The organism is Pseudomonas sp. Marseille-P9899 (assembly GCF_903166565.1).
Classification (GTDB): domain Bacteria; phylum Pseudomonadota; class Gammaproteobacteria; order Pseudomonadales; family Pseudomonadaceae; genus Aquipseudomonas; species Aquipseudomonas huaxiensis.
The window spans coordinates 57,510-81,454 of the sequence record NZ_CAESCG010000005.1 but is presented as its reverse complement, the minus strand read 5'-3'; the positions used below and the strand labels follow the sequence as shown (position 1 = coordinate 81,454).

26 protein-coding genes and 1 tRNA gene are annotated in these 23,945 nt (G+C 62.3%); 13 read left to right on the top strand and 14 right to left on the bottom strand.

Annotated features, from left to right (window positions below):
- Nucleotides 1-5 precede the first annotated feature (5 nt).
- Entirely contained in the window at nt 6-779 is a 774-nt protein-coding gene (locus tag HWV67_RS22745) for an ABC transporter ATP-binding protein (protein ID WP_175652881.1), read from the bottom strand.
- A 193-nt stretch (nt 780-972) separates the two neighbouring features.
- Here HWV67_RS22745 and HWV67_RS22740 point away from each other — a divergent pair, with 193 nt between their 5' ends.
- From HWV67_RS22740 to ycaC, 3 genes are all read left to right on the top strand, one after another.
- Nucleotides 973-1,170, top strand: a complete 198-nt coding sequence (locus HWV67_RS22740; RefSeq protein WP_218585615.1) for a hypothetical protein — start codon at nt 973-975, stop codon at nt 1,168-1,170.
- A 216-nt stretch (nt 1,171-1,386) separates the two neighbouring features.
- Complete coding sequence (gene gabP / locus HWV67_RS22735; protein WP_175652879.1) at nt 1,387-2,781, top strand: GABA permease; 1,395 nt, start codon at nt 1,387-1,389, stop codon at nt 2,779-2,781.
- 196 nt (nt 2,782-2,977) lie between these two features.
- Nucleotides 2,978-3,607 (top strand): isochorismate family cysteine hydrolase YcaC, encoded by a 630-nt coding sequence (gene ycaC / locus HWV67_RS22730; protein WP_175652878.1) that lies wholly within the window; start codon nt 2,978-2,980, stop codon nt 3,605-3,607.
- A gap of 185 nt (nt 3,608-3,792) precedes the next feature.
- On the opposite strand, the gene HWV67_RS22725 is transcribed toward ycaC, so the two are convergent.
- From HWV67_RS22725 to HWV67_RS22685, 9 genes are all read right to left on the bottom strand, one after another.
- On the bottom strand, nt 3,793-4,224 hold the full coding sequence (locus HWV67_RS22725) for a hypothetical protein (RefSeq protein WP_175652877.1): 432 nt from the start codon (nt 4,222-4,224) through the stop codon (nt 3,793-3,795).
- Nucleotides 4,225-4,245: 21 nt separating this feature from the next.
- Nucleotides 4,246-4,680, bottom strand: a complete 435-nt coding sequence (locus HWV67_RS22720; RefSeq protein WP_175652876.1) for a hypothetical protein — start codon at nt 4,678-4,680, stop codon at nt 4,246-4,248.
- 192 nt (nt 4,681-4,872) lie between these two features.
- Nucleotides 4,873-5,925 (bottom strand): polyphosphate kinase 2, encoded by a 1,053-nt coding sequence (gene ppk2 / locus HWV67_RS22715; RefSeq protein ID WP_175652875.1) that lies wholly within the window; start codon nt 5,923-5,925, stop codon nt 4,873-4,875.
- Nucleotides 5,926-6,129: 204 nt separating this feature from the next.
- On the bottom strand, nt 6,130-6,450 hold the full coding sequence (locus HWV67_RS22710; RefSeq protein WP_175652874.1) for a hypothetical protein: 321 nt from the start codon (nt 6,448-6,450) through the stop codon (nt 6,130-6,132).
- Nucleotides 6,451-6,579: 129 nt separating this feature from the next.
- Complete coding sequence (locus HWV67_RS22705; protein WP_175652873.1) at nt 6,580-7,101, bottom strand: DUF4234 domain-containing protein; 522 nt, start codon at nt 7,099-7,101, stop codon at nt 6,580-6,582.
- 284 nt (nt 7,102-7,385) lie between these two features.
- Nucleotides 7,386-7,461: transfer RNA gene (locus tag HWV67_RS22700), tRNA-Phe, on the bottom strand.
- Between the two features lie 91 nt (nt 7,462-7,552).
- Nucleotides 7,553-7,825 carry an oxidative damage protection protein gene (locus HWV67_RS22695; RefSeq protein ID WP_110972334.1) on the bottom strand — a complete coding sequence of 91 codons (273 nt, stop codon included), beginning with the start codon at nt 7,823-7,825 and terminating at the stop codon, nt 7,553-7,555.
- Nucleotides 7,822-8,889, bottom strand: a complete 1,068-nt coding sequence (gene mutY / locus HWV67_RS22690; protein ID WP_110972333.1) for an A/G-specific adenine glycosylase — start codon at nt 8,887-8,889, stop codon at nt 7,822-7,824. The genes HWV67_RS22695 and mutY overlap by 4 nt, the downstream gene beginning before the upstream one ends.
- Complete coding sequence (locus HWV67_RS22685; protein ID WP_175652872.1) at nt 8,886-11,132, bottom strand: AsmA family protein; 2,247 nt, start codon at nt 11,130-11,132, stop codon at nt 8,886-8,888. The genes mutY and HWV67_RS22685 overlap by 4 nt, the downstream gene beginning before the upstream one ends.
- 319 nt (nt 11,133-11,451) lie before the next feature.
- Here HWV67_RS22685 and HWV67_RS22680 point away from each other — a divergent pair, with 319 nt between their 5' ends.
- The 7 genes from HWV67_RS22680 to HWV67_RS22650 all read left to right on the top strand — a co-directional run bounded on the left by HWV67_RS22680 (nt 11,452) and on the right by HWV67_RS22650 (nt 17,197).
- Nucleotides 11,452-13,113, top strand: coding sequence for an OFA family MFS transporter (locus tag HWV67_RS22680; RefSeq protein ID WP_175653119.1), 1,662 nt, complete (start codon nt 11,452-11,454; stop codon nt 13,111-13,113).
- Between the two features lie 212 nt (nt 13,114-13,325).
- On the top strand, nt 13,326-13,919 hold the full coding sequence (gene hisB, locus HWV67_RS22675; RefSeq protein ID WP_110972331.1) for an imidazoleglycerol-phosphate dehydratase HisB: 594 nt from the start codon (nt 13,326-13,328) through the stop codon (nt 13,917-13,919).
- Nucleotides 13,919-14,557, top strand: coding sequence for an imidazole glycerol phosphate synthase subunit HisH (gene hisH / locus HWV67_RS22670; RefSeq protein ID WP_175652871.1), 639 nt, complete (start codon nt 13,919-13,921; stop codon nt 14,555-14,557). Before hisB ends, hisH begins: the two co-directional genes overlap by 1 nt.
- Nucleotides 14,557-14,817 (top strand): DUF2164 domain-containing protein, encoded by a 261-nt coding sequence (locus tag HWV67_RS22665; protein WP_175652870.1) that lies wholly within the window; start codon nt 14,557-14,559, stop codon nt 14,815-14,817. The genes hisH and HWV67_RS22665 overlap by 1 nt, the downstream gene beginning before the upstream one ends.
- Nucleotides 14,818-14,858: 41 nt before the next feature.
- Nucleotides 14,859-15,596 carry a 1-(5-phosphoribosyl)-5-[(5-phosphoribosylamino)methylideneamino]imidazole-4-carboxamide isomerase gene (gene hisA, locus HWV67_RS22660; protein ID WP_095155792.1) on the top strand — a complete coding sequence of 246 codons (738 nt, stop codon included), beginning with the start codon at nt 14,859-14,861 and terminating at the stop codon, nt 15,594-15,596.
- A 10-nt stretch (nt 15,597-15,606) separates the two neighbouring features.
- A complete protein-coding gene (gene hisF, locus HWV67_RS22655) occupies nt 15,607-16,377 on the top strand; it encodes an imidazole glycerol phosphate synthase subunit HisF (protein ID WP_095155793.1) in 771 nt (256 codons plus the stop codon).
- Nucleotides 16,378-16,468: 91 nt separating this feature from the next.
- On the top strand, nt 16,469-17,197 hold the full coding sequence (locus HWV67_RS22650) for a substrate-binding periplasmic protein (RefSeq protein ID WP_175652869.1): 729 nt from the start codon (nt 16,469-16,471) through the stop codon (nt 17,195-17,197).
- On the opposite strand, the gene HWV67_RS22645 is transcribed toward HWV67_RS22650, so the two are convergent.
- The 4 genes from HWV67_RS22645 to gpmI all read right to left on the bottom strand — a co-directional run bounded on the left by HWV67_RS22645 (nt 17,188) and on the right by gpmI (nt 22,424).
- The gene (locus HWV67_RS22645; protein WP_175652868.1) at nt 17,188-17,955 is read right to left on the bottom strand and encodes a divergent polysaccharide deacetylase family protein; all 768 of its coding nucleotides are present in this window, start codon (nt 17,953-17,955) and stop codon (nt 17,188-17,190) included. The genes HWV67_RS22650 and HWV67_RS22645 overlap by 10 nt on opposite strands.
- Nucleotides 17,955-19,286, bottom strand: a complete 1,332-nt coding sequence (locus tag HWV67_RS22640) for a S41 family peptidase (protein ID WP_175652867.1) — start codon at nt 19,284-19,286, stop codon at nt 17,955-17,957. The genes HWV67_RS22645 and HWV67_RS22640 overlap by 1 nt, the downstream gene beginning before the upstream one ends.
- An 89-nt stretch (nt 19,287-19,375) precedes the next feature.
- Nucleotides 19,376-20,674 carry a murein hydrolase activator EnvC family protein gene (locus HWV67_RS22635; RefSeq protein WP_175652866.1) on the bottom strand — a complete coding sequence of 433 codons (1,299 nt, stop codon included), beginning with the start codon at nt 20,672-20,674 and terminating at the stop codon, nt 19,376-19,378.
- A gap of 214 nt (nt 20,675-20,888) precedes the next feature.
- On the bottom strand, nt 20,889-22,424 hold the full coding sequence (gene gpmI / locus HWV67_RS22630) for a 2,3-bisphosphoglycerate-independent phosphoglycerate mutase (RefSeq protein ID WP_175652865.1): 1,536 nt from the start codon (nt 22,422-22,424) through the stop codon (nt 20,889-20,891).
- A gap of 205 nt (nt 22,425-22,629) precedes the next feature.
- On the opposite strand from gpmI, the gene HWV67_RS22625 reads away from it, so the two are divergent.
- Genes HWV67_RS22625 through secB form a run of 3 tightly spaced genes read left to right on the top strand, consistent with a single transcriptional unit; the run spans nt 22,630 to nt 23,831 of the window.
- On the top strand, nt 22,630-23,046 hold the full coding sequence (locus HWV67_RS22625) for a rhodanese-like domain-containing protein (protein WP_175652864.1): 417 nt from the start codon (nt 22,630-22,632) through the stop codon (nt 23,044-23,046).
- A gap of 1 nt (nt 23,047) precedes the next feature.
- On the top strand, nt 23,048-23,302 hold the full coding sequence (gene grxC, locus HWV67_RS22620; protein ID WP_095155800.1) for a glutaredoxin 3: 255 nt from the start codon (nt 23,048-23,050) through the stop codon (nt 23,300-23,302).
- A gap of 40 nt (nt 23,303-23,342) precedes the next feature.
- Nucleotides 23,343-23,831 carry a protein-export chaperone SecB gene (gene secB, locus HWV67_RS22615; protein ID WP_175652863.1) on the top strand — a complete coding sequence of 163 codons (489 nt, stop codon included), beginning with the start codon at nt 23,343-23,345 and terminating at the stop codon, nt 23,829-23,831.
- Nucleotides 23,832-23,945 lie beyond the last annotated feature (114 nt).

The window sequence follows — 23,945 nt, the reverse complement described above, 5'->3', positions numbered from 1 at the left end:
CTCCGTTAGCGGTTGCTGGACATGAATTGCTTACAACGCGCCGAGGTCGGGTTTTCGAAAACCTGCTGCGGCGATCCCTGCTCTTCGATCAGGCCTTGGTGAAGGAAGACGACTTCGCTGGAGACCTGACGGGCAAAGCCCATTTCGTGGGTCACCAGGAGCATGGTCCGGCCTTCCTCGGCCAGGGCCCGGATGACGTTGAGGACTTCCTGGACCATTTCCGGGTCCAGCGCGGAGGTGGGTTCGTCGAACAGGATGACCTTGGGTTTCATGGCCAGGGTGCGGGCGATGGCCGCGCGCTGTTGCTGGCCGCCCGAGAGTTCGGCGGGGTAGCTGTGGCGCTTGTTGTGGATGCCGACCTTGTCGAGCAGCGCTTCGGCATGCTCGATGGCCTCGGCCTTGCTCTGGCCGAGCACGCGACGAGGGGCCTCGATGATGTTGTCGAGGATGCTCATGTGCGGCCACAGGTTGAAGTTCTGGAAGACGAAGCCGATTTCGCTGCGCAGGCGGTTGATCTGCTTGTTGTCGGCGGCCACCAGCTCGCCGTTGCGCGCGGACTTGAGTTTGAGCGTCTCGCCTGCCACCAGGATTTCGCCCTGATGCGGGTTTTCCAGCAGGTTGATGCAGCGCAGCAGGGTGGACTTGCCGGAACCGGAAGAGCCGAGGATGGAGATCACGTCGCCGTCGCGGGCGGTGAGGGAAATGCCCTTGAGAATTTCCTGGTCGCCGTAGCGTTTATGCAGGTTGCGGATTTCCAGTGCGGGCGTGGCCTGGGCCATGTGCGGTCCTCATTGATTCGGTGCGTTCTGCTGTTGGCGGCCTTCCTGGCGAGGCGCCACGCTAGCATAGCGCTCGGATCACAGCCAACAAGGTCGAGCAGGGTGGTCGGCCGCGGGAACGGCGGGTGTCGCATCGCTGCAGTGGACTGTCGCGCTGCTGTCCGCCGTTTCGCTTCGCGGGGCCGGAGCCATGATGAAAAAAGGCGCGATGGTGCCAGTTTTGGCCGCTGCTGGAAAGCCGTATTTGGTCGCGGCGATGGTTGGTAACACCTGGCTGGAGGCTTGGTTGCGCTTTGTGGTTGCACCTTTTGCGCGCCATGAATTTGCAAAGGTGTTACCTGTGGTTGGTTATGGTGCGCCCATTTCTAATTGTAAGTGGGTATTTCAGTAATCACGGAAAGTCGGGCAAGGTTGGCGACCTTTCGGTCAACGACTGGCTGAAAGCGCCGCAAGCCTTATGAATCGTGGTTACAGAGTGTTTCGGAATAGGCGGTCATCAAGCTGGCCCGCTCATTGCTATCAAGCTGCCACGAACCGCAGGGCGCCTCACAAGGGCATTGCGGCTCCAAACGCGGGAAGATCCCCCATTCTTTGCAAAGGTAGTTTTATGAGCGGTACGCACAATTCCAATGACCTCGCTCAGGGGCTCAAGCAACGGCATGTGACCATGCTGTCCATCGCAGGCGTGATCGGCGCCGGTCTGTTCGTCGGCTCCGGCCACGCTATCGCTGCCGCAGGTCCGGCCGTGCTGTTGGCATACGCCGCCGCAGGCACGCTGGTAGTGCTGGTGATGCGCATGCTCGGCGAAATGGCCGTGGCCTCGCCGGATACCGGTTCTTTCTCGACCTATGCCGACCGTGCCATCGGTCACTGGGCCGGCTTCACCATCGGCTGGCTGTACTGGTGGTTCTGGGTGCTGGTCATTCCGCTGGAAGCCAACGCCGCCGCAACCATCCTTAATGCCTGGTTCCCCGACGTGGCGATCTGGGTCTTCACCCTGGTCATCACCCTGTTGCTGACCGCGACCAACCTGTTCAGCGTGAAGAACTACGGTGAGTTCGAGTTCTGGTTCGCCCTGCTCAAGGTCGTGGCGATCATCGGCTTCATCATGCTCGGTCTGGCGGCGATCTTCGGCTTCATGCCGAACAGTCAGGTCAGCGGTGTCAGCCACCTGTTCGACACTCAAGGCTTCATGCCCAACGGCCTCGGCGCGGTGCTGGGCGCGATGCTGACCACCATGTTCTCGTTCATGGGTACTGAAATCGTCACTATCGCCGCCGCCGAATCGAAAGACCCGGGCCGGCAGATCAGCAAGGCGACCAACTCGGTGATCTGGCGGATCTTCCTGTTCTACCTCGTATCGATCTTCATCGTCGTGGCCCTGGTGCCGTGGAATTCGGGCGAGCTGGCTGAAGTCGGTTCGTACCAGACCGTGCTGCAACTGATGGGCGTGCCGCACGCCAAGGTGATCGTCGACATCGTCGTGTTGATCGCCGTGACCAGCTGCCTGAACTCGGCGCTGTACACCTCGTCGCGCATGCTGTTCTCCCTGAGCAAGCGCGGTGATGCGCCGGCCATGGCCCAGCGCACCACCTCCAGCGGCACGCCGCACTACGCGGTGCTGCTGTCTACTGCGGCGGCGTTCCTGACCGTGTTTGCCAACTACGTTGCCCCGGCGCAGGTGTTCGAATTCCTGCTGGCCAGCTCGGGCGCGATCGCGCTGCTGGTGTACCTGGTGATCGCTGTATCGCAACTGCGCATGCGCCGTCAGCGCATGGCGCGCGGCGAGAAGATCGACTTCAAGATGTGGGCGTTCCCGGTGCTGACCTGGGCGACCATCTTCTTCATCGTTGGCGTGCTGACCCTGATGCTGATCCGTCCGGATCATCGGGCAGAAGTGATCTCCACCGCTCTGCTGAGCATTGCCGTGGTTGCGGCGGGCCTGCTGGTGGCGCGCAAGCGCAAGGCCGAGAAGGCTGGGGCGTTGGTGCTGGATAACTGAAGCTGTTGAAGTGAAAGAAGGCCGCGCAATGCGGCCTTTTTTATTGCCCTGAAAAACTGCAGCAGCCTTCGTTCTATTTACGGAACGCTAAAGCCAGTTTTCACTATCTACCGCGCCAAAGGTTCTGAATTTAATCTTCTCCCATCAACGCGAAACACCAACCCTTACGAAGATCAGAACCTCAGGAGCAACGACCATGACCGCATTCAAATACAACCGCCTGAACAAAGACGACGCCGCTGTCCTGCTGGTGGATCACCAGGCTGGCCTGCTGTCCCTGGTGCGCGATATCGAGCCTGACCGTTTCAAGAACAACGTTCTGGCCCTGGCGGATCTGGCCAAGTTCTTCAACCTGCCAACCATCCTCACCACCAGCTTCGAACAAGGCCCCAATGGCCCGCTGGTGCCGGAACTGAAAGAACTGTTCCCGGATGCCCCGTACATCGCTCGCCCTGGCCAGATCAACGCCTGGGACAACGAGGACTTCGTGAAAGCGGTGAAGGCCACCGGCAAGAAGCAGCTGATCATTGCGGGTGTGGTAACCGAGGTGTGCGTGGCGTTCCCGGCACTGTCGGCTCTGGAAGAAGAATTTGAAGTGTTTGTGGTGACCGATGCTTCCGGCACCTTTAACGAGATGACCCGTGATGCGGCGCTGAATCGTGTGAGTTCGGCGGGCGCGCAACTGATGACCTGGTTCGGCGTGGCCTGTGAGCTGCACCGCGACTGGCGCAACGATGTCGAAGGTCTGGCGGCGCTGTGCTCGAATCACATTCCGGATTACCGGAACTTGATGACCAGCTATAACGCGCTGACTGCTGGCAAGTAAAAGCTGGGGCCGCTTTGCGGCCCTTCGCGAGCAAGCTCGCTCCCACAGAACCTTTTAAAGCCTTGGATCAGCGCTTTATCTGGCTAGGCTCTGTGGGAGCGAGCTTGCTCGCGAAGGCCTGCAAAGCAGGCCCAATAAGATACTGAAACGCTAACTGACGAGCATTACACGAGGCCGCAGCCTTTTCACTGCTCGCCAGCCACCTCAGCCTCAATCTGCTTCGCCGCCTGCTCGTACGCTTCAACGAACTCCGGGCTCTGGATCCAGGCGGTGGCCGTTTCCTGATCCGCCTCGTCCAGCCAGTCGCGATAGGCGCAGAGCACGCCATAGATGTAATCCGCCGCAGCGTCCTCGCCGTAGGTGGTGACCACCAACGAGAGCAGCGAGTCCCCAAGGAATACGCTGCACATCTCGGTCAGGCTGGTTGCCTGAGCCTCTTTCATCCCCTCGAACAATTCGTCGTAGAGACCGGCGCCCATGGCCGTCGCGAAGAACTCATCAACGGAGGGCGGGACGGTCTCCTTGTTCTTCGAGACATTGTTGCGCGTCACTCTTTTTTGCTTGGCCTTGCTGGCCGCACGCTTGGCGCGTTTTTGCTGCTTGGCGTTCGAGGCCATCAAAAATCCCTCCTGTTCCGATCAGCCAAACTTCTTCTGCTTCGACACCATCTCCGACGCCGCCACATACGCATCCTGGAACTCATCGCTTTCCAGCCACGCCATGGCCGCTTCTTCCTCGGTGCCGTCCAGCCAGTTGCGATACGCGCAGAAGACTTTGCAGATGTAGTCGCTGGCGTCGTCTTCCTTGTGGCCCTTGAGCACCAGGGTCAGCAGCGGGTCGACCATGAACACGGCGATCATCGCTTCCAGGCTGGTGTCCTGCGCCGCTTTCATTTTTTCGAACATGCCGGTGTAGCTGCCGGAGTCCATGGCCTTCTTGAACACCTGCTCGACGCTGGCGCTAGAACCCTCGCCGCCGCTCTTCACCGCCTGACCGCTGCGCACCATACGGTTTTCGCGGGCTTTGCTGGCGGCGCGCTTGGCGCGTTTCTGTTGCTTGGTGTTAGAGGCCATCGGTGTTCCCTTGTGCGAAGTCAGTCAAATTGCGCGTATTGAATCGCAGTTGACCGGGAAACCCAAGCCACGAAGCAGGGAGAGGATGGTTATCAGACCAGCAGGAGGGCAGTGGCGGATGAAAACCGCCTCGCCGCGGTCGTCCTGAACGGCGGCGGCGAGGGTTTCACGCGTATCGATGGGCCTGAGGCGTCAGCCCGGCAGCAGCAGCGAGCTGACCCGGCTTTGCAGCTGGGTGTCTTCTTCGTCGCGCAAGTCTTCTTCCTGCTCCCGCGAGGCACGGCCCACCAGCAGCGGGTCGGGTTCGTGGGCGACGCGGAAGTCCTTGCCCGGATAGTCGAGGGCGTTGAGGAAGTGGCGGATGCAGTTGATGCGCGCACGCTTCTTGTCGTCCGACTTGATCACGGTCCACGGTGCATCGGCAGTGTCGGTGTGGAAGAACATGGCTTCCTTGGCCGCCGTGTACTCGCCCCACTTGTCCAGCGACTTGATGTCGATGGGCGACAGTTTCCAGTGCTTGAGCGGGTCGTCGCGACGGGAAATGAAGCGGCGCAGTTGCTCCTCGCGGTTTACCGAGAACCAGTACTTGAACAGCAGGATGCCGCTGTTGCACAGCATGCGCTCCAGCTCCGGCGCCTGGCGCATGAATTCCAGGTACTGCAGCGGGGTGCAGAAATCCATGACCCGCTCGACGCCGGCGCGGTTGTACCAGGAGCGGTCGAAGAAGACCATTTCACCGGAGGTCGGCAGGTGCTGGATGTAGCGCTGGAAATACCACTGGCCCTTTTCCTGCTCGGACGGCTTTTCCAGGGCGACAATCCGCGCGCCGCGTGGGTTGAGGTGTTCCATGAAGCGCTTGATGGTTCCGCCCTTGCCCGCGGCATCGCGGCCTTCGAACAGGACGACGACGCGCTGGCCGGTTTCCCTGACCCAGTTCTGCACTTTCAGCAGCTCGATCTGTAGCGAGTGCTTGGCCTTGTCGTATTCGGCGCGGCGCATGCGCGTGCTGTACGGATAGGTGTGCGGAAGCTTGGCCGACGAACTGTCTTCACTGGTGCCGTGCGGGGCGGTAGCGACTTCGAGGGCGGCCGGGGTGTCCGCAGCGATGTCGGTTTCGACGATCGGGGCGGGCTTGCGAGGGCGGCGATGCGGGCGAGAGGTGTTGGCTTTGTGTGGCGTGGTCTGATGCTGGCCTGCCCCGGATAACGGCTCTGGAAGCGGGAGGGCGGGGGATTCTTCACTCATGGGAGGGGCCTTCTGTTCCTTCGAATGTCCACCTGCCACCTTACATATTCCGGGTGATGGCATATTGATGTCGATCAATGCCTGTCGCTATTGGCTGTCTTTCCTGATCGCCGGTGAGTTCACGGTGCGCTTGAGCTGCGCCCAATGAAAAAGCCCTGACGCTTTCGGGTCAGGGCTTCGGGTACTGCGCCGCAGGCCTGGTGATCAGGCGGCGGTGAGTTGCGGAATCGGCATGCCGATTTTCGACGATGCGAATTGCAGGTCGCCGCTGCCGATGGACTGGGCCTTGAAGCCGGCGCCGATCAGGTCCTTGATGTACAGCTTGTTGTAGATAAAGCAGAACACCAGATTGCTCAGGCCCATGGTGATCATGGAGATCAGGAACTGGATGGCAGCGTATTTCCAGTCACCCCGGAACAGCGCCGGGAAGAAGCCGAAGAAGAAAGTCGTCCACGAGAATCCGACGGGAGCTTCCTTCATGGCGCCGGACTGTGGGTTTTTGAAAATGATGGAGGTATAAGCCATTTGCTACGTTCCTGTGGCGCGATGGTTTGAGTGAAGCGGTGTGGTTATCCAGTCTTGCTTGAGGCGTTACTGGATCTCCCGGATGAAGTTGTCGTCGTCCACGAGGAGCCTTCCCTGGGCTCTTCTTGATCATTTGTGCAAGTTGGGAGCTGGCCGGGCTTTATACCCTCGTGAGCTGCTTGGTGGCGGCGAGGAGGGTGGGTCGCTGCGGTAGATATCCTGGCGACGCTTTTCGTCCGGCAAGTCGTTGATGCAGTAGTTGATGTAGAACGACGAGAAGATGAGGGTGTAGAAGCCGTTCATGCGCAGGTAGATGCGGTGCTCGGTCAGCGCATACTCGGTCAGGACCTTTCTGGCCTTGAAGGCCCAGACAATGTACATGACGCTACCGGATAGGGAGATGAGTCCGCCAATAAGCACAAGGGCGTGGTCTTCTAAGGAGGTGCTGAGGGTGCCACCCAGGCCGAGCAAGACGCTGATCCAGACAAAGTAGGTGTAATCGACGATGCGGGTCTTGGTCACATCGCTGATGATCTGGTTGGCGCGATAGACCCACAGCAACGAGTACATGCCCATGCTCACGATGGTCAGCAGAACGAGATTCAGGGTTTTGCTGTCGATCTTTTCTTTGAGCTCTTCAATCCGTGACATGGTGCTTCCGTTAGCGGTGGAGAAAATGTACGGAAGGCTCACCGTGGTCCATCCGCAGATGGCGCAAAGCTACTACAATTTGTAACACCTTGCGAGTCTCGCCGTTGACCCGTGGAGTGAGATTCGAGAGCCGATTTGCGCAAACATCCCGCATTGAGCTTGGTGGTCGGTGATGGGCGCAGCCTGGCGCGTGGCTAGATAAAAACAGCAGGCAAAAAAAATCCCGCACTAGGCGGGATCTTTTGTGTTTTCAGGTGTGTTTGACACCACCTGAAAACTGAAGGTGGTGCCCAGAGACGGAGTCGAACCGCCGACACGAGGATTTTCAATCCTCTGCTCTACCGACTGAGCTATCTGGGCAACGGGGCGCATTAAAAGGCTTTTTCAGGATTGCGTCAACAAAATTTTGAAAAATTTATTCAATTAATACCGACGCTTACGTTTTACGGGGTCATTCGGCCGGTGGAACGTAGCCTTCGGCCTTTGCGTACTCCTCGCCAGAGAAGAACTTGTCCATCTCGCCCTGGATGAACTTGCGGTCTTCGCCGTTCATCATGTTCAGGCGTTTCTCGTTGATGAGCAGGGTCTGGTGCTTCTGCCAGTCAGCCCAGGCCTTCTGCGAGATGTGCTCGTAGATGTCCAGGCCTTTCGGGCCCGGGTACGGTGGGCGCTCGAGGCCCGGCAGTTCTTCTTGGTACTTGCGGCACATTACGGTGCGGGTCATGACGACTCTCCTGCAATCAATACGTCGGCCGCGCGTTTGAGCAGCTTCTTGACCGGGGCAGCGAGGCCCAGGCGCGGCGGGGTGGCGAGGTTATACCAGAGCCAGTCAGCCTCGGCCACGTGCGAGCCCTGTTGGCCGACGCGTACCAGCCACGGCTCGATGGCCAACTGGAAATGGCTGAAGGTGTGGGTCAGGCCGCTGAGTGCGTGGCGGGTTTCGATGTTGAGTTGGTGCTGGTCGGCCAGGTGTTCAAGGTCGTCCAGGTTGTCCAGCTCCGGCAAGCTCCACAAACCGCCCCACAGTCCGCTGGAGGGCCTTCGGTAAAGCAGGATGGCGCCTTCGTCGTTGGCGAGCATCGGCATCAGCGTGCGCTTTTGTGGCAGAGCCTTGCGCGGCTTCGGCAGCGGATAGCGGATCTCCTGGCCGAGCATGTGCGCTTCGCAACCACGCTCCAGCGGGCACAGCAGGCAGCTGGGCTTGCTGCGGGTGCAGAGCGTGGCGCCGAGGTCCATCATCGCCTGGGTGTAGTGGTTGACCCGCGCATGCGGGGTGAAGCGCTCGGCAGTGGCCCACAGCGCCTTGGCCACCTTCGGTTCGCCGGGATAACCCTCTTGCGCGGTGTAGCGGGCCAGCACGCGCTTGACGTTGCCGTCGAGGATTGGCGCGCGCAGGCCCATGCTGATGCTGGCGATGGCGCCTGCGGTGGACAGGCCGATGCCCGGCAGGTCGGTGAGCTTTTCCACGTCACGGGGGAATTCGCCGCCGTACTGCTCGACAACGATTCGCGCGGTCTTCTGCAGGTTACGGGCGCGGGTGTAGTAGCCAAGCCCCGTCCACAGGTGCAGCACTTCGTCCTCGGGCGCCGCGGCCAGGGCCTGGACGTCCGGCAGGGCGTCCATGAAGCGGCTGAAGTAATTGAGCACGGTGCTGACCTGGGTCTGTTGCAACATGATCTCGGAGACCCACACCCGGTATGGGTTGATGCCCTGTTGCCAGGGCAGGTCGTGGCGACCATGGCGGTCATACCAATCCAGCACGGCGCTGGAAAACTGCTCGGGGTTCATCGTTTGAACAGGCCTTTGAGTGCGTCTTTCAGCTCGGGACTGACCTTGTCGCCAAGCTTCTCGTCGAGTTTTTCATTGAGTTTTTCGTTGATGCGGTTGCCCAGCACCTGGCCGGCCAGCTTGCCGACGCCATCCTTGTCTACGCGGCAGGCGCGGGCGCCCAGTTCCAGCGGACCACGGCAGCGCAGCGGGAATTCCAGGCCGGCAAAGCGTTCGTTGACCTGGCAGGCCGGGTCCGGCATGTCGCGCTTGTCGCCTTCGACGATGACGCCGATGCGGTAGTCCATGCCCAGCACGCGCAGGTCGAGGTCGCCGTTGCCGTTGACGGTCAGGCCGGGGATGCGGATTTTCAGGTCCGGGTTGCTGGCCACGCCGTTGCGCAGCGTCAGGTTGCCCTTGAGCTCCTGGAACGGGGTGTCCTTGCCGCGTGGCTCGCCGCTCAGGGTCTTGCGGTTGAGCGTGGCGATGCCCTGGCAGAGCTGCTGTTCGAGGTTGGCGTCGACCAGCACGCCGTTGTTGATGACGAAGCTGGCGTTGCCGTTGAGGGTGTCGATCAGGCCCTTCTGGCTGTTGCCGCTGGCGGTCAGGTCGCTGTTGAGGCTGAGCAGGCCCTTGACCGGCGGGTTGTCGCCGTCGTGCTTGATGAAGTGTTCCACCGGCACGCGGTTGATCTTGCTGGTCAGGCCGATCTGCGGCACCTGTGGGCGTACGTCGAGGGTGCCGTGGGTTTCGAAATCGCCGTTGTAGAGGCCGCCTCGCAGGGTTTCCAGGGTGATCAGCCCGCCCTGGCCGTTGGCCTTGAGTTCGGCGTCCTGGATCGGCAGCTTGTTCAGGGTCAGCTCGCCGAAGTTCAGGCTGGCTTGCAGGTCCAGTTCGCGCAGGCGGTCCACCGGCAGCAGCTTGTCGCTGCTCCAGGCCACCTGGGTCGGTGCATCGGGCAGCGGCGTGGTGCCGGAGCCGGCGAGGGCGTTGACTTCGTTGCCCTTGACCTCGGCCTGGCGCGCGGCGGTGGCGCTGGCGGCCGCTTCGCTCTTGGCCAGCAGGTAGCGGTCGGCGTTGAACGTGTCGTTCTTCAACTGGATGCGCAGGGCTTTCTTGGCGAAGTCTTCCACGGCCAGGCGGCCGGTGAAGGTGCTGGCGTCGAGCTTCATCGCCAGGTCTTCCAGGGCCAGGCTGTTCTTGCTGCCTTGCAGGTGGCCGACCAGTTCGAAGCTGGTCAGGGTGGTCGGGTCGTTCATTGCCGGCAGCTCGACGCCGACGCTGTCGAGGAACTTGCGCAGGTCGAGCTGGGCGATGGACAGGCCGCCGCTGATCTTCGGCTCTTTATCCAGCTCGCGCACGCTCAGTTCGCCGAGGGCGCGGAGCTGGTTGGCGGAGAGCTTCAGGCCATTCCACTCGGCGACGTTGGCGGCCAGATCGGCAAGCAACTGGCCTTGTGCGGAGAAGGTCACGCTCTTCTGTTGCAGCGGTTCGCCGGACAGTTCGCCGGTGAGTTTCATGTCTTCGAACTGGTAGCGCTTGAGGGTGCGGTCGAAGCGCCCTTCGCCGGCGAGCTCGATGCGGGCGCGCAGTACCGGCTGGCCGGAGCTGAGGAAGGCGGTCATTTTCAGCGGGATGTTGATCCCTTCATGAATGGCCTCGGTGCTCAACTGGATGCTTTCGGCGCTGAAACTCTGGCCGCTGCGGGCGTCGCTGTACTGCACCCGGGCGTTGTTCACGGTGAGGCTGTCGATATCCAGTTTCACCGGACGTTCGCTGGCGACCGGTTTGCTCTCGGTCTGCGCCGGCGCCGTGGTGGCAGGTGCCGTTTCAGCGGTCGCGGCCGGGGCGTTGGCGGGCAGCGGCTTGCCGATATCTTCCCAGTTGCCGTGGCCGTTTTCATCGCGGACCAGGCTCAGGTTCAGCCCTTCCACGCGCACATCGCTCATCTGCACTTCACGGCGCAGCAGCGGCAGTACGCGCACCGACAGGCCGAGCATTTGCAGGTCGGCGAACGGTTCGGTGGGCTTGTTCAGCGTGGCAATGCTCGCCTCGTGCAGCTCCAGGCCAAGCCAGGGGAACAGGCTCCAGCCGATGTCGCCATTGAGGGTCAGCTCGACATGAGCTTTGTCGCGAGCCAGTTGGCGGATCTCGTCTTTGTAGTCGTTGGGATCGAAGAGGTGGGTCAGGGCGAAACCGCCGGCCACCACGATCAGCAACAGCCCGAGAACCACCAGTCCCAGGATTTTGCCAAACGCTTTCATGGGCGAGTCCTTGTAGTCCGATGTCTGAAAATTCAGCCGCAGAGTATAGCCCTGTGGCGTTGGCCGCCGCGATTGCTCTGCGGCGAGGAGATTTCGACGGCGCTTGTCCGTGAAAGTGTCAGTTGCGGCGAAAAACGCGATATCAGTTTGATAATGATTAGCCAGCTAAATGCTACTCTTTTGAGGTTCCCGGGTCTTGCTGCGACGGATTGTCGCGACGGGGCCGGCTGCCTTCAAAAAACGACTCGTTGCCTGCGTGCGCCAAAGTCGAGGGGTGCCCGGTTCGACCCGTGAGCCATACCTATCCACGAGGGCAATAATAATGAGCAGTATCACCGCGGGGGCCGTGGGCGGCACGCCCGGCTTCCTTTCCAAGGAGCGCATCGTCGCTCGACCTGGCTTCAATCGTTGGCTGGTTCCACCGGCCGCTCTGGCAATCCACCTCTGCATCGGCATGGCCTACGGCTTCTCGGTGTTCTGGCTGCCGCTGTCCAAGGCGATCGGCATCAGCACCCCGGTGGCTTGCGCGCCGGACATGGGCTTCTTCGCGCAGATGGTGTCTTCCACCTGCGACTGGCCGATCTCCATGCTCGGCTGGATCTACACCCTGTTCTTCATTTTCCTCGGCTGCTCGGCGGCGATCTGGGGCGGCTGGCTGGAACATGCCGGGCCGCGCAAGGCCGGTGTGGTATCGGCGCTGTGCTGGTGCGGCGGCCTGCTGATTTCCGCGTTCGGGGTCTACACCCACCAGATCTGGCTGATGTGGCTGGGCTCGGGGGTGATCGGCGGTATCGGTCTGGGGCTGGGCTACATCTCGCCGGTTTCGACCCTGATCAAGTGGTTCCCGGATAAACGCGGCATGGCCACCGGCATGGCGATCATGGGCTTCGGCGGCGGCGCCATGGTCGGCGCGCCGCTGGCTGCGGCCCTGATGAATCACTTCGCCAGCCCTGAAGGTGTCGGCGTCTGGCAGAGCTTCGTGGTGATGGCGGTGATCTACTTCATCTTCATGATCGGCGGCGCCTTGTCGTACCGCGTGCCGCCTACCGGCTGGAAACCGGAAGGCTGGGTCGCGCCGGCGAAGAAAGCCAGCAACGCGATGATCACTCACCGCCATGTGCACGTCAGCGTGGCGTGGAAGACTCCGCAATTTGCGCTGATCTGGCTGGTGCTGTGCCTGAACGTATCGGCCGGTATCGGCATCCTCGGCATGGCTTCGCCGCTGTTGCAGGAAGTGTTCGCCGGCAAGCTGCTGGGCAACAACCTGACCTTCAGCGAACTGGACGCCACCCAACTGGGCCAGATCGCGGCGATCGCTGCCGGCTTCACCGGCTTGCTCAGCCTGTTCAACATCGGCGGGCGTTTCTTCTGGGCGTCGTTCTCCGACTACATCGGCCGCAAGAACACCTATTTCGCCTTCTTCGCGCTGGGCTTTGCCCTGTACTCGCTGGTGCCGAACATGGGTCACCTGGGCAATATCGCCCTGTTCGTGGCGGCGTTCTGCATCATCCTGTCGATGTACGGCGGCGGCTTCGCCACGGTGCCGGCGTACCTGGCCGACCTGTTCGGCACGCAGATGGTCGGCGCGATCCATGGGCGGTTGCTGACCGCCTGGGCGGCGGCGGGCGTGCTGGGGCCGGTGCTGGTCAACTACCTGCGCGAGTATCAGTTGAAGATTGGGGTGGAGCGGGCCGCGGCCTACGACATCACCCTGTACATCCTCGCCGGCCTGCTGGTGCTGGGTTTCCTCTGCAACGCGCTGGTCCGTCCGGTGGCGGACAAGTACTTCATGACCGACGCGCAACTGGCTGCCGAGCAGGCGCTGGGCCACGACAAGGGCGCTGACAACAGCACCGTCCTCGAATGGCATGCCTCGCCGGGCAGCAAGCCGCTGGTGATCGCGGCGTGGCTGGCGGTGGGGATTCCGCTGGCGTGGGGTGTGTGGGCGACCTTGCAGAAGACGGCTGTTCTGTTCCACTGATTCGGGTGTTTGGGGCCGCTTTGCGGCCCTTCGCGAGCAAGCTTGCTCCCACAGGGAACCGGTCTGTCATCACCCTGTGGGAGCGAGCTTGCTCGCGAAGGCCTGCAAAGCAGGCCCAAAACCCACCGCCATATGTCATGTTCGTTTCAAGATGCGACGTTCTGGGCCTATAATGACCGCCTTTTTCGCCTAATGATTTTGCGGAGCTGGTGATGGTCGAACGTAAGGCATCCGTCGAGCGCGATACTCTGGAAACCCAGATCAAAGCCTCGATCAACCTGGATGGCACTGGCAAGGCCCGATTCGATATCGGCGTGCCTTTTCTCGAGCACATGCTGGATCAGATCGCCCGGCACGGGTTGATCGACCTGGACATCGAGTGCAAGGGCGACCTGCATATCGACGATCACCATACCGTCGAGGACGTCGGTATCACCCTCGGTCAGGCCTTCAACCAGGCCATCGGTGACAAGAAAGGCATCCGTCGCTACGGCCACGCCTATGTCCCGCTGGACGAAGCGCTGTCGCGAGTGGTCATCGATTTCTCTGGCCGTCCAGGCCTGCAGATGCACGTGCCGTACACCCGCGCGAGCGTCGGCAACTTCGACGTGGACCTGTTCCAGGAGTTCTTCCAGGGCTTCGTCAACCACGCCAACGTCACCCTGCACATCGACAACCTGCGCGGGCACAACACCCACCACCAGATCGAAACCGTGTTCAAGGCTTTCGGCCGCGCGCTGCGCATGGCCGTTGAGCTGGACGATCGCATGGCCGGGCAAATGCCTTCCACCAAAGGTTGCCTGTAATGCAGACCGTCGCCGTAATCGACTATGGCATGGGCAACCTGCACTCGGTGTCCAAGGCCCTGGAGCACGTGGGCGCCGGCAAGGTACTGATCACCAGCGATGCCGCAGTGATTCGCGAAGCCGACCGGGTGGTATTCCCCGGCGTGGGCGCGATGCGCGACTGCATGGCTGAAATCCGCCGCCTGGGCTTCGATGCCCTGGTCCGGGAAGTCAGCCAGGACCGTCCGTTCCTCGGCATCTGCGTCGGCATGCAGGCGCTGCTGGATCACAGCGAAGAGAACGACGGTGTCGATGGCATCGGCCTGTTCCCCGGAAAAGTGCGCTTCTTCGGCAAAGACCTGCATGAAGACGGCGAGCACCTGAAAGTGCCGCACATGGGTTGGAACCAGGTCAGCCAAAGCGTCGACCACCCGCTCTGGCACGACATTCCCGATGAGGCACGTTTCTACTTCGTGCACAGCTACTACATCGAGTCGGGCAAGCCGTCCCAGGTGGTCGGTCGCGGTCACTACGGTGTCGATTTCGCTGCCGCACTGGCTGAAGGCTCGCGCTTCGCCACCCAGTTCCACCCGGAGAAGAGCCATACCCATGGCCTGCAATTGCTGCAGAACTTCGCTGGCTGGGATGGGCGCTGGTAATGAGCCGCTCCAGCAACAAGGCCCCGACGATCACCCTCACCCCCGAGCAGGAGCGTGAGGCGCTGAGCACCCTCAAGCGTTTTCTCGAAGACCGCTTCGAATTGCAATTGGGTTCGTTCGAGGTGGCCGAGGTGCTGGAGCTGTTCAGCAAGGAAATTGCGCCGCATTACTACAACAGGGCGATTTTCGATGTTCAGGCGCATCTCAAAGAGCGCTTCGAGAGCATCGAGAGCGACCTGTGGTCGCTCGAGAAGAACTGACTTCCCGGGCTCACTGTTTACCGAATAGACAGGTTTTCCAGATGCTGATTATCCCCGCTATCGATCTCAAGGACGGTGCTTGCGTACGTCTGCGCCAAGGCCGCATGGAAGATTCCACCGTATTCTCCGACGACCCGGTGAGCATGGCCGCCAAATGGGTTGAAGGTGGCTGCCGCCGTCTGCATCTGGTCGATCTGAACGGTGCCTTCGAAGGCCAGCCGGTCAACGGCGAAGTGGTTACCGCCATTGCCAAGCGCTACCCGAACCTGCCGATCCAGATCGGCGGCGGTATCCGCTCGCTGGAAACCATCGAGCACTACGTCAAGGCCGGCGTCAGCTACGTGATCATCGGCACCAAGGCGGTCAAGCAGCCTGAGTTCGTCGCCGAAGCCTGCCGCGCCTTCCCGGGCAAGGTCATCGTCGGCCTGGACGCGAAAGACGGTTTCGTCGCCACCGACGGCTGGGCTGAAGTCAGCTCGGTGCAGGTCATTGACCTTGCCAAGCGCTTCGAAGCCGACGGCGTCTCCGCGATCGTCTACACCGACATCGCCAAGGACGGGATGATGCAGGGCTGCAACGTGCCCTTCACCAAGGCCTTGGCCGAAGCCACAAAGATCCCGGTGATCGCTTCTGGCGGCATCCACAACCTGGGCGACATCAAGGCCCTGCTCGACGCCAAGGCCCCGGGAATCATCGGCGCCATCACCGGCCGGGCGATCTACGAAGGCACCCTGGATGTCGCCGAGGCGCAAGCCTTCTGCGACACCTACAAAGGCTGAGGAGAACGCCATGGCCCTGGCCAAACGTATCATCCCTTGCCTGGACGTGGACAACGGCCGGGTCGTGAAGGGCGTCAAGTTCGAGAACATCCGTGACGCCGGCGACCCGGTGGAAATCGCCCGTCGCTACGACGAGCAGGGTGCCGACGAAATCACCTTCCTCGACATCACCGCCAGCGTCGATGGCCGTGACACCACGCTGCATACCGTCGAGCGCATGGCCAGCCAGGTGTTCATCCCGCTGACCGTGGGCGGGGGCGTGCGCACCGTGCAGGACATCCGTAACCTGCTCAACGCCGGCGCCGACAAGGTGTCGATCAACACTGCGGCGGTGTTCAACCCGGAGTTCGTTGGCGAAGCGGCGGCGCATTTCGGCTCGCAGTGCATCGTCGTGGCGATCGACGCCAAGAAGGTTTCCGGCCCGGGCGAAGCGCCGCGCTGGGAGATCTTCACCCACGGCGGCCGCAAGCCTACCGGGCTGGACGCGGTGGAGTGGGCGAAGAAGATGGAAGGCCTGGGCGCTGGTGAAATTTTGCTCACCAGCATGGACCAGGACGGCATGAAGAGCGGCTTCGACCTCGGCGTCACCCGGGCCATCAGCGACGCGCTGGGTATTCCGGTGATCGCGTCCGGTGGCGTGGGCAACCTGCAGCACCTGGCCGACGGCATTCTCGAAGGCCATGCCAGCGCGGTGCTGGCGGCGAGCATCTTCCACTTCGGCGAGTACACCGTGCCGGAGGCCAAGGCTTACATGGCGCAGCGCGGGATTGTTGTTCGCTGATAGTTATTAGCAGCCTATCGCGAGCAAGCTCGCTCCTACGGGGATTGTAGGAGCGAGCTTGCTCGCGATAGCTAATCTCCAGGCCTCTCGAATGCTCACTCGACTCCTGTTCCTCCTCTCCCTCGCAACCACCGCCCAGGCCACCGAACCCCTGGTCCTGCTCACCGAAAACTTCCCGCCCTACAACATGTCCACCGACGGCAAGAGCTTCGCGCGCGAGCCGGAAATCCAGGGCATCGCTGCCGATCTGGTGCGGGAGATGTTCCGCCGCGCCGAAGTCCCCTACAGCATGACCCTGCGCTTCCCCTGGACGCGGGTGTATCAGCAGGCCAGGGACACCCCCAACCACGGCGTTTTCGTCATGGCCCGCCAGCCGGACCGCGAGAACCTGTTCAAGTGGGTCGGCCCGTTGGGCCCGGATGACTGGGTGCTGCTGGCGAGTCAGGGCAGCAAGATCCAGCTGGATAATCTGCAACAGGCCAAGGGCCTGCGCATCGGCGCCTACAAGGGCGATGCGATTGCCGAAAGCCTGTCCAAGAGCGGCCTGAAACCGGTGCTGGTTCTGCGTGATCAGGACAACGCCCGGAAGCTCTCCAGCGGCGAAATCGATCTCTGGGCCACCGGCGACCCCGCTGGCCGCTACCTCGCCCGGCAGATCGGCATGACCGCATTCAAGACGGTGCTGCGTTTCAACGGCACTCAGTTGTACCTGGCGCTGAACAAGCAGGTGCCGGATGAGGTGGTGAAAAAACTTCAGGACAGCCTGGATCAGATGCGCGAAGAAGGCTTCGTCGACGCAACCTTCGCTCGCTACCTGTAAACCCCGCCCTTGCCGTGCGCCGGCATGGCGCGGTTGCTGCGCTCGGCAATCATCTGGCGCAGCTCAATCAACTCCACGCCCTGGGCCTTGAGCCGCGGCAACTCACGCTCCAGCACCTCTAGCGTCTGTGGATAAGGGTGGCCGATCACCACGGCGGTGCCCTGTCGGCGCGCCAGTTCTACGGCCAGGCGCAACTGCCCGGCGATCGCTTCGCTGGTGCGCACATCATCCAGAAACACATCCCGCGACACGCTGGCCAGCCCCTGCGTCTGCGCCTTGGCCGCCGCCACGGTGGCGGCGCTGGTGCGGCTGTCGACGAAGAACAGATCGCGGCGTTGCAACTCGCCCATCAACCAGGCCATGGCTTCCGGTTGCGCGGTCATGCGGCTGCCCATGTGGTTGTTGAGGCCCGCGGCGTAAGGCACCCGCAGCAGGGCAGCGTTCAGGCGTTTTTCAAGTTCCGGCAGCGGCGTGCCGGGATGCCAGGCGTAAGGGCCGGTCGCCGGGTCCATGGGCATATGCAGAATCACCGTGCGCCCGGCATGGTGGGCCTGGCGGGCGAAGTCGGTCGCGTGGGGCGTGTCCGGCATGATCGCCATGGTGACGGGGCCGGGGAGGGCGAGGGTGCGGGCGTCGCGGTCAGGGCTCTGGCCGAGGTCATCGATGATGACGCTCAGGTACGCTCGCTGCGGCTGGGCCGGCGCCGCAAGGGCGGCGCCGGTCAGCAGACAGAGCAGGGTGAAGAGGAGCGCGCGCATCACTTGTCGCGGGTGATGCTCAGGCCTTTGAGCAGGCTGAGGGCCTGGCTGAGCTGGTAGTCATCGTCCTGCGGACGCGCCTTCTTGCCCGTCTTGCCGGTGGCCTTGCTGGTCGAAGGCCGGTCGGCGCCGCCGTTGCCGTTGCCGAGGTGGCCCTGCAGATCGGCTTCCTTGAAGTTCTCGGTGTCCTGCTCGCTGGTGATCTTCGCCTGGCGCACTTCGATGTCCGGGACGATGCCCTGGGCCTGGATCGAGCGGCCGTTGGGCGTGTAGTACAGCGCGGTGGTGATCTTCAGCGCGCGGTCGTTGTTCAGCGGCAGCACGGTTTGCACCGAGCCTTTGCCGAAGCTGTCGGTGCCCATCAGCACGCCGCGTTTCTGGTCTTGCAGGGCGCCGGCGACAATCTCCGAAGCCGAGGCGCTGCCGCCGTTGATCAGCACCACCAGCGGCACGCCTTCGCTGGCGTCGGCCGGGTCGGCGGAGAAGCGCAGCTCGGAATTGGCGATGCGGCCCTTGGTGTAGACGATCAGGCCCTTGGTCAGGAAGTGGTCGGCCACTTCGACCGCCGATTGCAGGACGCCGCCAGGGTTGTTGCGCAGGTCGAGGACCACGCCACTGAGTTTCTTGCCGTTGTCCTTGCGCAGCTTGGCCAGCGCCTTGCCGACTTCCTCGCCGGTCTTGACCTGGAACTGGGTGATGCGGATGTAGCCGTAGCCGTCTTCGAGCAGTTGGCTCTTGACGCTCTTGACCTGGATGACCGCGCGGGCAATGGTCACGTCGAATGGCGTGCCGCCGTCGCGGACCAAGGTCAGGGTGATCTTCTCGCCGATCTTGCCGCGCATCTTGTCGACGGCTTCGGTCATGGTCTGGCCACGGGTCGGCTGGCCGTTGATCTTGACGATCAGGTCGCCGGCTTCGATGCCGGCGCGGGAGGCCGGGGTGTCGTCGATGGGCGAGACCACTTTGACGAAGCCGTCTTCCATGCCGACTTCGATGCCGAGGCCGCCGAATTCGCCGCTGGTGCTTTCCTGCAGCTCCTGGAAGTCTTCCGGACCGAGGTAGGCGGAGTGCGGATCGAGGTTGCTGAGCATGCCCTTGATGGCATTTTCCAGCAGGGTCTTGTCATCCACCGGTTCGACATAGGCCGCCTTGATGCGGTCCAGGACCTCGGCGAAGGTGCGCAGCTCGTCCAGCGGCAGCGGAGCCTTGGCGGTGACCGTCGTCGGAGCGACCGCCGCCGGCTTGGCGGGCTCGGCCGCGAAGGCCAGGGACGCGCCGCTGATCAGGGCAACGGCCAGGGCCAGCGAGGTAAGGCGAGGCGAATGCAGCATGTCGAACGAACTCCTGATCCTGTGTGTGCCCCGTATGGAGCATCGCGTCAGCCGCCAGGCGGCCAGCGCGTGAAATAGAGAGGCGAGGCCTATCCCTGGCCACGGCACCATTGCGTCGGGTCGGTCGGCCGACCCTGCTGGCGGATGGCGAAGTACAACGCCGGGGTGCTCTGGCCACCGCTGTTGCCAACGGTGGAGATCGCCTCGCCGGCCTTGACGATGTCGCCGGCATCCTTGAGCAAGGTCTGGTTGTGACCGTACAGACTGAGGTAACCGTTACCGTGGTCGAGAATGACCAGAAGTCCGGCCCCGCGCAACCAGTCGGCGAACACCACGCGCCCGCCGTGTACTGCATGAACCTGGCTACCAGCCGATGCACTGATCATCACGCCGTCCCACTTGGCCCGGGCATCATCGCCCCGGGTTTCGCCGAAGCGCGCCAACAGTCGACCATTGACCGGCCAGGGAAGTTTGCCCTGTGCCGCAGAAAAAGCCCCGCCGTACACCGCGCCGTCGCTGGAAACCAGCGGGCCAGGCGAACTTTTCGGCTTTTTCGGGGTGTCATCCTTGCTGTCGCGGGCGGCCAGGGCGGCCTCCTGCTGGCGCTTCTTCTCGGCTTCCTGGGCGGCCAGCAGCGCGCGCTGACGGGCTTCTTCGGCTTCGCGGGCCTGGCGGGCGAGGGTTTCTTCGATGGTCTTGAGCACGCGGCCCAGCTCGGCCTGGTCTTGCTGGCGTGCGGCGAGCTTCTGGTCGTTGTCTTTCAGGGTGCCGTTGAGCTTGGCGAGGATTTCCTGGCGCTCGGCGCGGGTCTTTTCCAGGTCCTGGCGCTGGGCGTCGAGGGTGCCTTGCTGGACCAGCAACTGCGCCTGCTGGTGGGCGATGTCTTTTTCGACATTGGCCAGTTGGCGCAGGGTTTCGTTGAAGGCACGCAACTGCGCCAGGCGGGCCTGGCTCAGGTAGTCGTAATAGGTCAGGGTGCGGGCGAATTTTTCCGGGTTCTGCTGGTTGAGCAGCAGCTTCAGGTATTCCTCGCGACCGTTGTTCTGGTAGGCGGAGCGGGCCTGGATAGCGATCAGGCGTTGTTGTTCAGTGCGGGCGGACTGGAGGTTTTTCTTTTCAGTGTCGAGGCGCTCCAGTTCGCCCTCGGTCTTTTTTAGTTCTTTTTGCAGGTCCTCCACCTGCTTCTCCAGCTTGCCGATGTCGGTTTCGGTGCCGCGCAGGTCTTTCTGCACGCCGGATTTCTCCTCCTGCAGTTGCCCGAGTTTTTTCTTCAGCTCGGCGATGTCCTGGCGCGTGGCGTCCAGTTGCTGCTGAGTTTGCGCGCGCTCGTCGGCGAAGGCCGGGCCGAGCAGGCAGGTCAAGGCGATAAGGATCAGGGCGCGAAGCATGGAATGGCGATAACCAGGGGATGGAGACTGGCCTAGTATGCCCGCCGTTGACGCCAAAAAAAACGCCCCGAAGCAACTGCTTTGGGGCGTTGGTCTGGAATTCCGGTGATCTTGGGGGCGCTTCGCGACGGTTCGGCGCCCCGACAAGCTCGCTCCTACAGGGCACTGTGGGAGCGAGCTTGCTCGCGAAGGCCTGCGAAGCAGGCCCTCAGGTTCAAGCTTTGACGAGAATCGTGGTCCCGGTCATTTCCTTCGGAATTTCCAGCCCCATCAGCGTCAGCATGGTCGGCGCCACGTCCGCCAGCACGCCGCCTTCGCGGACCTTCAGGTCACGCTTGCCGTAATAGATGAACGGCACCGGCTCGGTGGTGTGGGCGGTGTGCGCCTGGCCGGTGCACTCGTCTTCCATCTGCTCGACGTTGCCGTGGTCGGCGGTGATCAGGGCTTCGCCACCGACCTTGTCCAGCGCCTCGACAATGCGACCGACGCAGCCGTCCAGCGCCTCGACCGCCTTGACCGCCGCTTCGAACACGCCGGTGTGGCCGACCATGTCGCCGTTGGCGTAGTTGACCACGATCACGTCGTAGCGCTGCTGCTCGATGGCCTCGACGATGCGGTCGGTGACTTCCGGCGCGCTCATTTCCGGCTGCAGGTCATAGGTGGCGACCTTCGGCGACGGGATCAGGATGCGCTCTTCGCCTTCGAACGGTTCTTCGCGACCGCCGGAGAAGAAGAAGGTGACGTGGGCGTATTTCTCGGTTTCGGCGATGCGCAGTTGGGTCTTGCCGTTCTTCGCCAGGTATTCGCCCAGCACGTTTGTCAGGCTGCTCGGCGCGAAGGCGGCCGGCGCGGCGATCTTCGCCGAGTACTGGGTCAGGCCGATGTAGGCGGCCATTTTCGGCAGGCGGGCGCGGGGGAATTCGTTGAACTCGGGTTCGACGAACGCGCGGGACAGCTCGCGGGCGCGGTCGGCGCGGAAGTTCATGAAGATCACGGCGTCGCCGTCTTCGACCTTCACGGCGTCGCCGATGCGGGTGGCTTTGACGAACTCGTCGCTCTCACCACGGGCGTAGGCCGCTTCCAGACCGGCAACGGCGCTGTCGGCGCTGTACTCGGCGGCGCTGTCGACGATCAGGTTGTAGGCGGCGCTGACGCGGTCCCAGCGGTTGTCGCGGTCCATGGCGAAGTAGCGGCCGATCAGGCTGGCGATGCGGCCCTTGCCCAGCTTGGCGAAGGCGGCGTCAAGCAGCTCGATGGAGGATTGCGCGCTTTTCGGCGGGGTGTCGCGGCCATCGAGGAAGGCATGCAGGTAGATGCGCTCGGCACCGCGCTGGGCGGCCAGTTCGGCCATGGCGACCAGGTGATCCTGATGACTGTGGACGCCGCCGTCGGAGAGCAGGCCGAGGATGTGCACGGCCTTGCCGGCACCGACCGCCTTGTCCACTGCGCCGGTGAGCACGGCATTGCTGAAGAACTCGCCATCGCGAATAGCCTTGGTCACCCGGGTGAAGTCCTGGTACACGACCCGGCCGGCGCCGAGGTTCATGTGGCCGACTTCGGAGTTGCCCATCTGACCGTCGGGCAGGCCGACATCCATGCCGGAGCCGGAGATCAAGCCATGCGGTTGGTTGGCGCGCAGGCGATCGTAGACGGGTGTGTTGGCGGCAAAGATGGCGTTGTACTCGGGGCTTTCGCTGTGACCGAAACCATCCAGGATGATCAGGACCAAAGGCTTGGGCGTGCTCGTCATCAAAATCTACTCACGGTTGTAGATGAGAAAGACCCGCATTTTAGGGCAAATTGGCCAGCCTTGACGAATTCCGCGTATTGGCGTCCCGACGGACAGTACCGGGAAGGTGAGAATTGCTGTCGACAACAGGGTCAAGCAGGCTTTGGCGGCCCATGGCTGCTGTGTATACTGGCCGACATTTTTAACGGCCCGGAACACCCTCCCAATGGTTGCTCACCTGATTGAATTCGCGACAAATCACTATCTGCTGGTTGCCATCTTCGCCGTTCTGCTGGTTTTGCTGATCGTCACCGAAGCACGCAAGGGCGGCCGCAGCCTGAGCAATGGCGAACTGACCGCACTGGTCAATGGCGACAAGGGCCTGGTGATCGACATCCGTTCGACCAAGGAATATTCCGCAGGCCACATCGTCGGCGCCGTGAACATCCCGCAGGACAAGTTCGCCGCCCGCATCGGCGAGCTGGAAAAGCACAAAGCGAACAAGACCCTGATCGTGGTCGACAACATGGGCCAGCACGCCGGCGCCGTCTGCCGCGACCTGCTCAAGGCCGGTTTCACCGCCGCCAAGTTGTCCGGTGGTGTGTCGAGCTGGAAAGCCGACAACCTGCCGCTGGTGAAGTGACATGACCCAGGTCACCGTCTACTCCAGCGATTACTGCCCCTATTGCATCCGCGCCAAGCAGTTGCTGGCGAGCAAAGGGGTGGACTTCGAAGAAATCAAGGTCGACGGCAAGCCTCAGGTACGCGCGCAAATGGCCCAGAAAGCCGGCCGTACCTCGGTGCCGCAGATCTGGATCGGCGGCGCCCATGTCGGTGGTTGTGATGACCTCTATGCGCTGGAGCGCGCCGGCAAGCTGGATGCGCTGCTCAACGCTTGAATCCAAAACCCTCTAAAGACCCTGCAAAGAAGGATCTGCCATGACTGAGCAACAGACCAACGGCGCCTCGGCTGCCGAAGATAGCGCACCACAATTCTCCCTGCAGCGCATCTACGTGCGTGACCTGTCGTTCGAAGCGCCGAAAAGCCCGGCGATCTTCCGTCAGCAGTGGGAACCGAGCGTTGCCCTGGACCTGAACACCAAGCAGAAAGGCCTGGAAGGCGACTTCCACGAAGTCGTGCTGACCCTGTCGGTTACCGTGAAAAACGGCGACGAAGTTGCCTTCATCGCTGAAGTGCAGCAGGCCGGTATCTTCCTGATCAAGAACCTGGAAGGCCCGTCCTTGAGCCACACCCTCGGCGCGTTCTGCCCGAACATCCTGTTCCCGTACGCTCGCGAAGCGCTGGACAGCCTGGTGACCCGTGGTTCGTTCCCGGCGCTGATGCTGTCCCCGGTGAACTTCGACGCCCTGTACGCGCAAGAAATGCAGCGCATGCAGGAAGCTGGCGAGGCGCCTTCGCTGCAATAAGCGATGGTCTTGCTGGAATGAAAAAGCGCCTCTGAAGGCGCTTTTTTGTTTTGAGGCCAGGGCGGGGCTTCGCGACGGTTCGGCGCCCCGACAAGCTCGCTCCTACAAGTTCAT

Bases quoted from the DNA above. Each gene is read 5' to 3' on its own strand.
- ycaC (WP_175652878.1), top strand. From the start codon at position 2,978: ATGACCGCATTCAAATACAACCGCCTGAACAAAGACGACGCCGCTGTC.
- grxC (WP_095155800.1), top strand. From the start codon at position 23,048: ATGACCCAGGTCACCGTCTACTCCAGCGATTACTGCCCCTATTGCATC.
- hisH (WP_175652871.1), top strand. From the start codon at position 13,919: ATGCAGACCGTCGCCGTAATCGACTATGGCATGGGCAACCTGCACTCG.
- HWV67_RS22685 (WP_175652872.1), bottom strand. From the start codon at position 11,132: ATGAAAGCGTTTGGCAAAATCCTGGGACTGGTGGTTCTCGGGCTGTTG.
- HWV67_RS22650 (WP_175652869.1), top strand. From the start codon at position 16,469: ATGCTCACTCGACTCCTGTTCCTCCTCTCCCTCGCAACCACCGCCCAG.
- HWV67_RS22720 (WP_175652876.1), bottom strand. From the start codon at position 4,680: ATGGCCTCTAACACCAAGCAACAGAAACGCGCCAAGCGCGCCGCCAGC.
- HWV67_RS22705 (WP_175652873.1), bottom strand. From the start codon at position 7,101: ATGTCACGGATTGAAGAGCTCAAAGAAAAGATCGACAGCAAAACCCTG.
- HWV67_RS22645 (WP_175652868.1), bottom strand. From the start codon at position 17,955: ATGCGCGCGCTCCTCTTCACCCTGCTCTGTCTGCTGACCGGCGCCGCC.
- ppk2 (WP_175652875.1), bottom strand. From the start codon at position 5,925: ATGAGTGAAGAATCCCCCGCCCTCCCGCTTCCAGAGCCGTTATCCGGG.
- HWV67_RS22640 (WP_175652867.1), bottom strand. From the start codon at position 19,286: ATGCTGCATTCGCCTCGCCTTACCTCGCTGGCCCTGGCCGTTGCCCTG.
- gpmI (WP_175652865.1), bottom strand. From the start codon at position 22,424: ATGACGAGCACGCCCAAGCCTTTGGTCCTGATCATCCTGGATGGTTTC.
- HWV67_RS22635 (WP_175652866.1), bottom strand. From the start codon at position 20,674: ATGCTTCGCGCCCTGATCCTTATCGCCTTGACCTGCCTGCTCGGCCCG.
- secB (WP_175652863.1), top strand. From the start codon at position 23,343: ATGACTGAGCAACAGACCAACGGCGCCTCGGCTGCCGAAGATAGCGCA.
- HWV67_RS22625 (WP_175652864.1), top strand. From the start codon at position 22,630: ATGGTTGCTCACCTGATTGAATTCGCGACAAATCACTATCTGCTGGTT.
- HWV67_RS22725 (WP_175652877.1), bottom strand. From the start codon at position 4,224: ATGGCCTCGAACGCCAAGCAGCAAAAACGCGCCAAGCGTGCGGCCAGC.
- hisF (WP_095155793.1), top strand. From the start codon at position 15,607: ATGGCCCTGGCCAAACGTATCATCCCTTGCCTGGACGTGGACAACGGC.
- hisA (WP_095155792.1), top strand. From the start codon at position 14,859: ATGCTGATTATCCCCGCTATCGATCTCAAGGACGGTGCTTGCGTACGT.
- mutY (WP_110972333.1), bottom strand. From the start codon at position 8,889: ATGAACCCCGAGCAGTTTTCCAGCGCCGTGCTGGATTGGTATGACCGC.
- gabP (WP_175652879.1), top strand. From the start codon at position 1,387: ATGAGCGGTACGCACAATTCCAATGACCTCGCTCAGGGGCTCAAGCAA.
- HWV67_RS22665 (WP_175652870.1), top strand. From the start codon at position 14,557: ATGAGCCGCTCCAGCAACAAGGCCCCGACGATCACCCTCACCCCCGAG.
- HWV67_RS22745 (WP_175652881.1), bottom strand. From the start codon at position 779: ATGGCCCAGGCCACGCCCGCACTGGAAATCCGCAACCTGCATAAACGC.
- HWV67_RS22710 (WP_175652874.1), bottom strand. From the start codon at position 6,450: ATGGCTTATACCTCCATCATTTTCAAAAACCCACAGTCCGGCGCCATG.
- HWV67_RS22740 (WP_218585615.1), top strand. From the start codon at position 973: ATGAAAAAAGGCGCGATGGTGCCAGTTTTGGCCGCTGCTGGAAAGCCG.
- HWV67_RS22695 (WP_110972334.1), bottom strand. From the start codon at position 7,825: ATGACCCGCACCGTAATGTGCCGCAAGTACCAAGAAGAACTGCCGGGC.
- hisB (WP_110972331.1), top strand. From the start codon at position 13,326: ATGGTCGAACGTAAGGCATCCGTCGAGCGCGATACTCTGGAAACCCAG.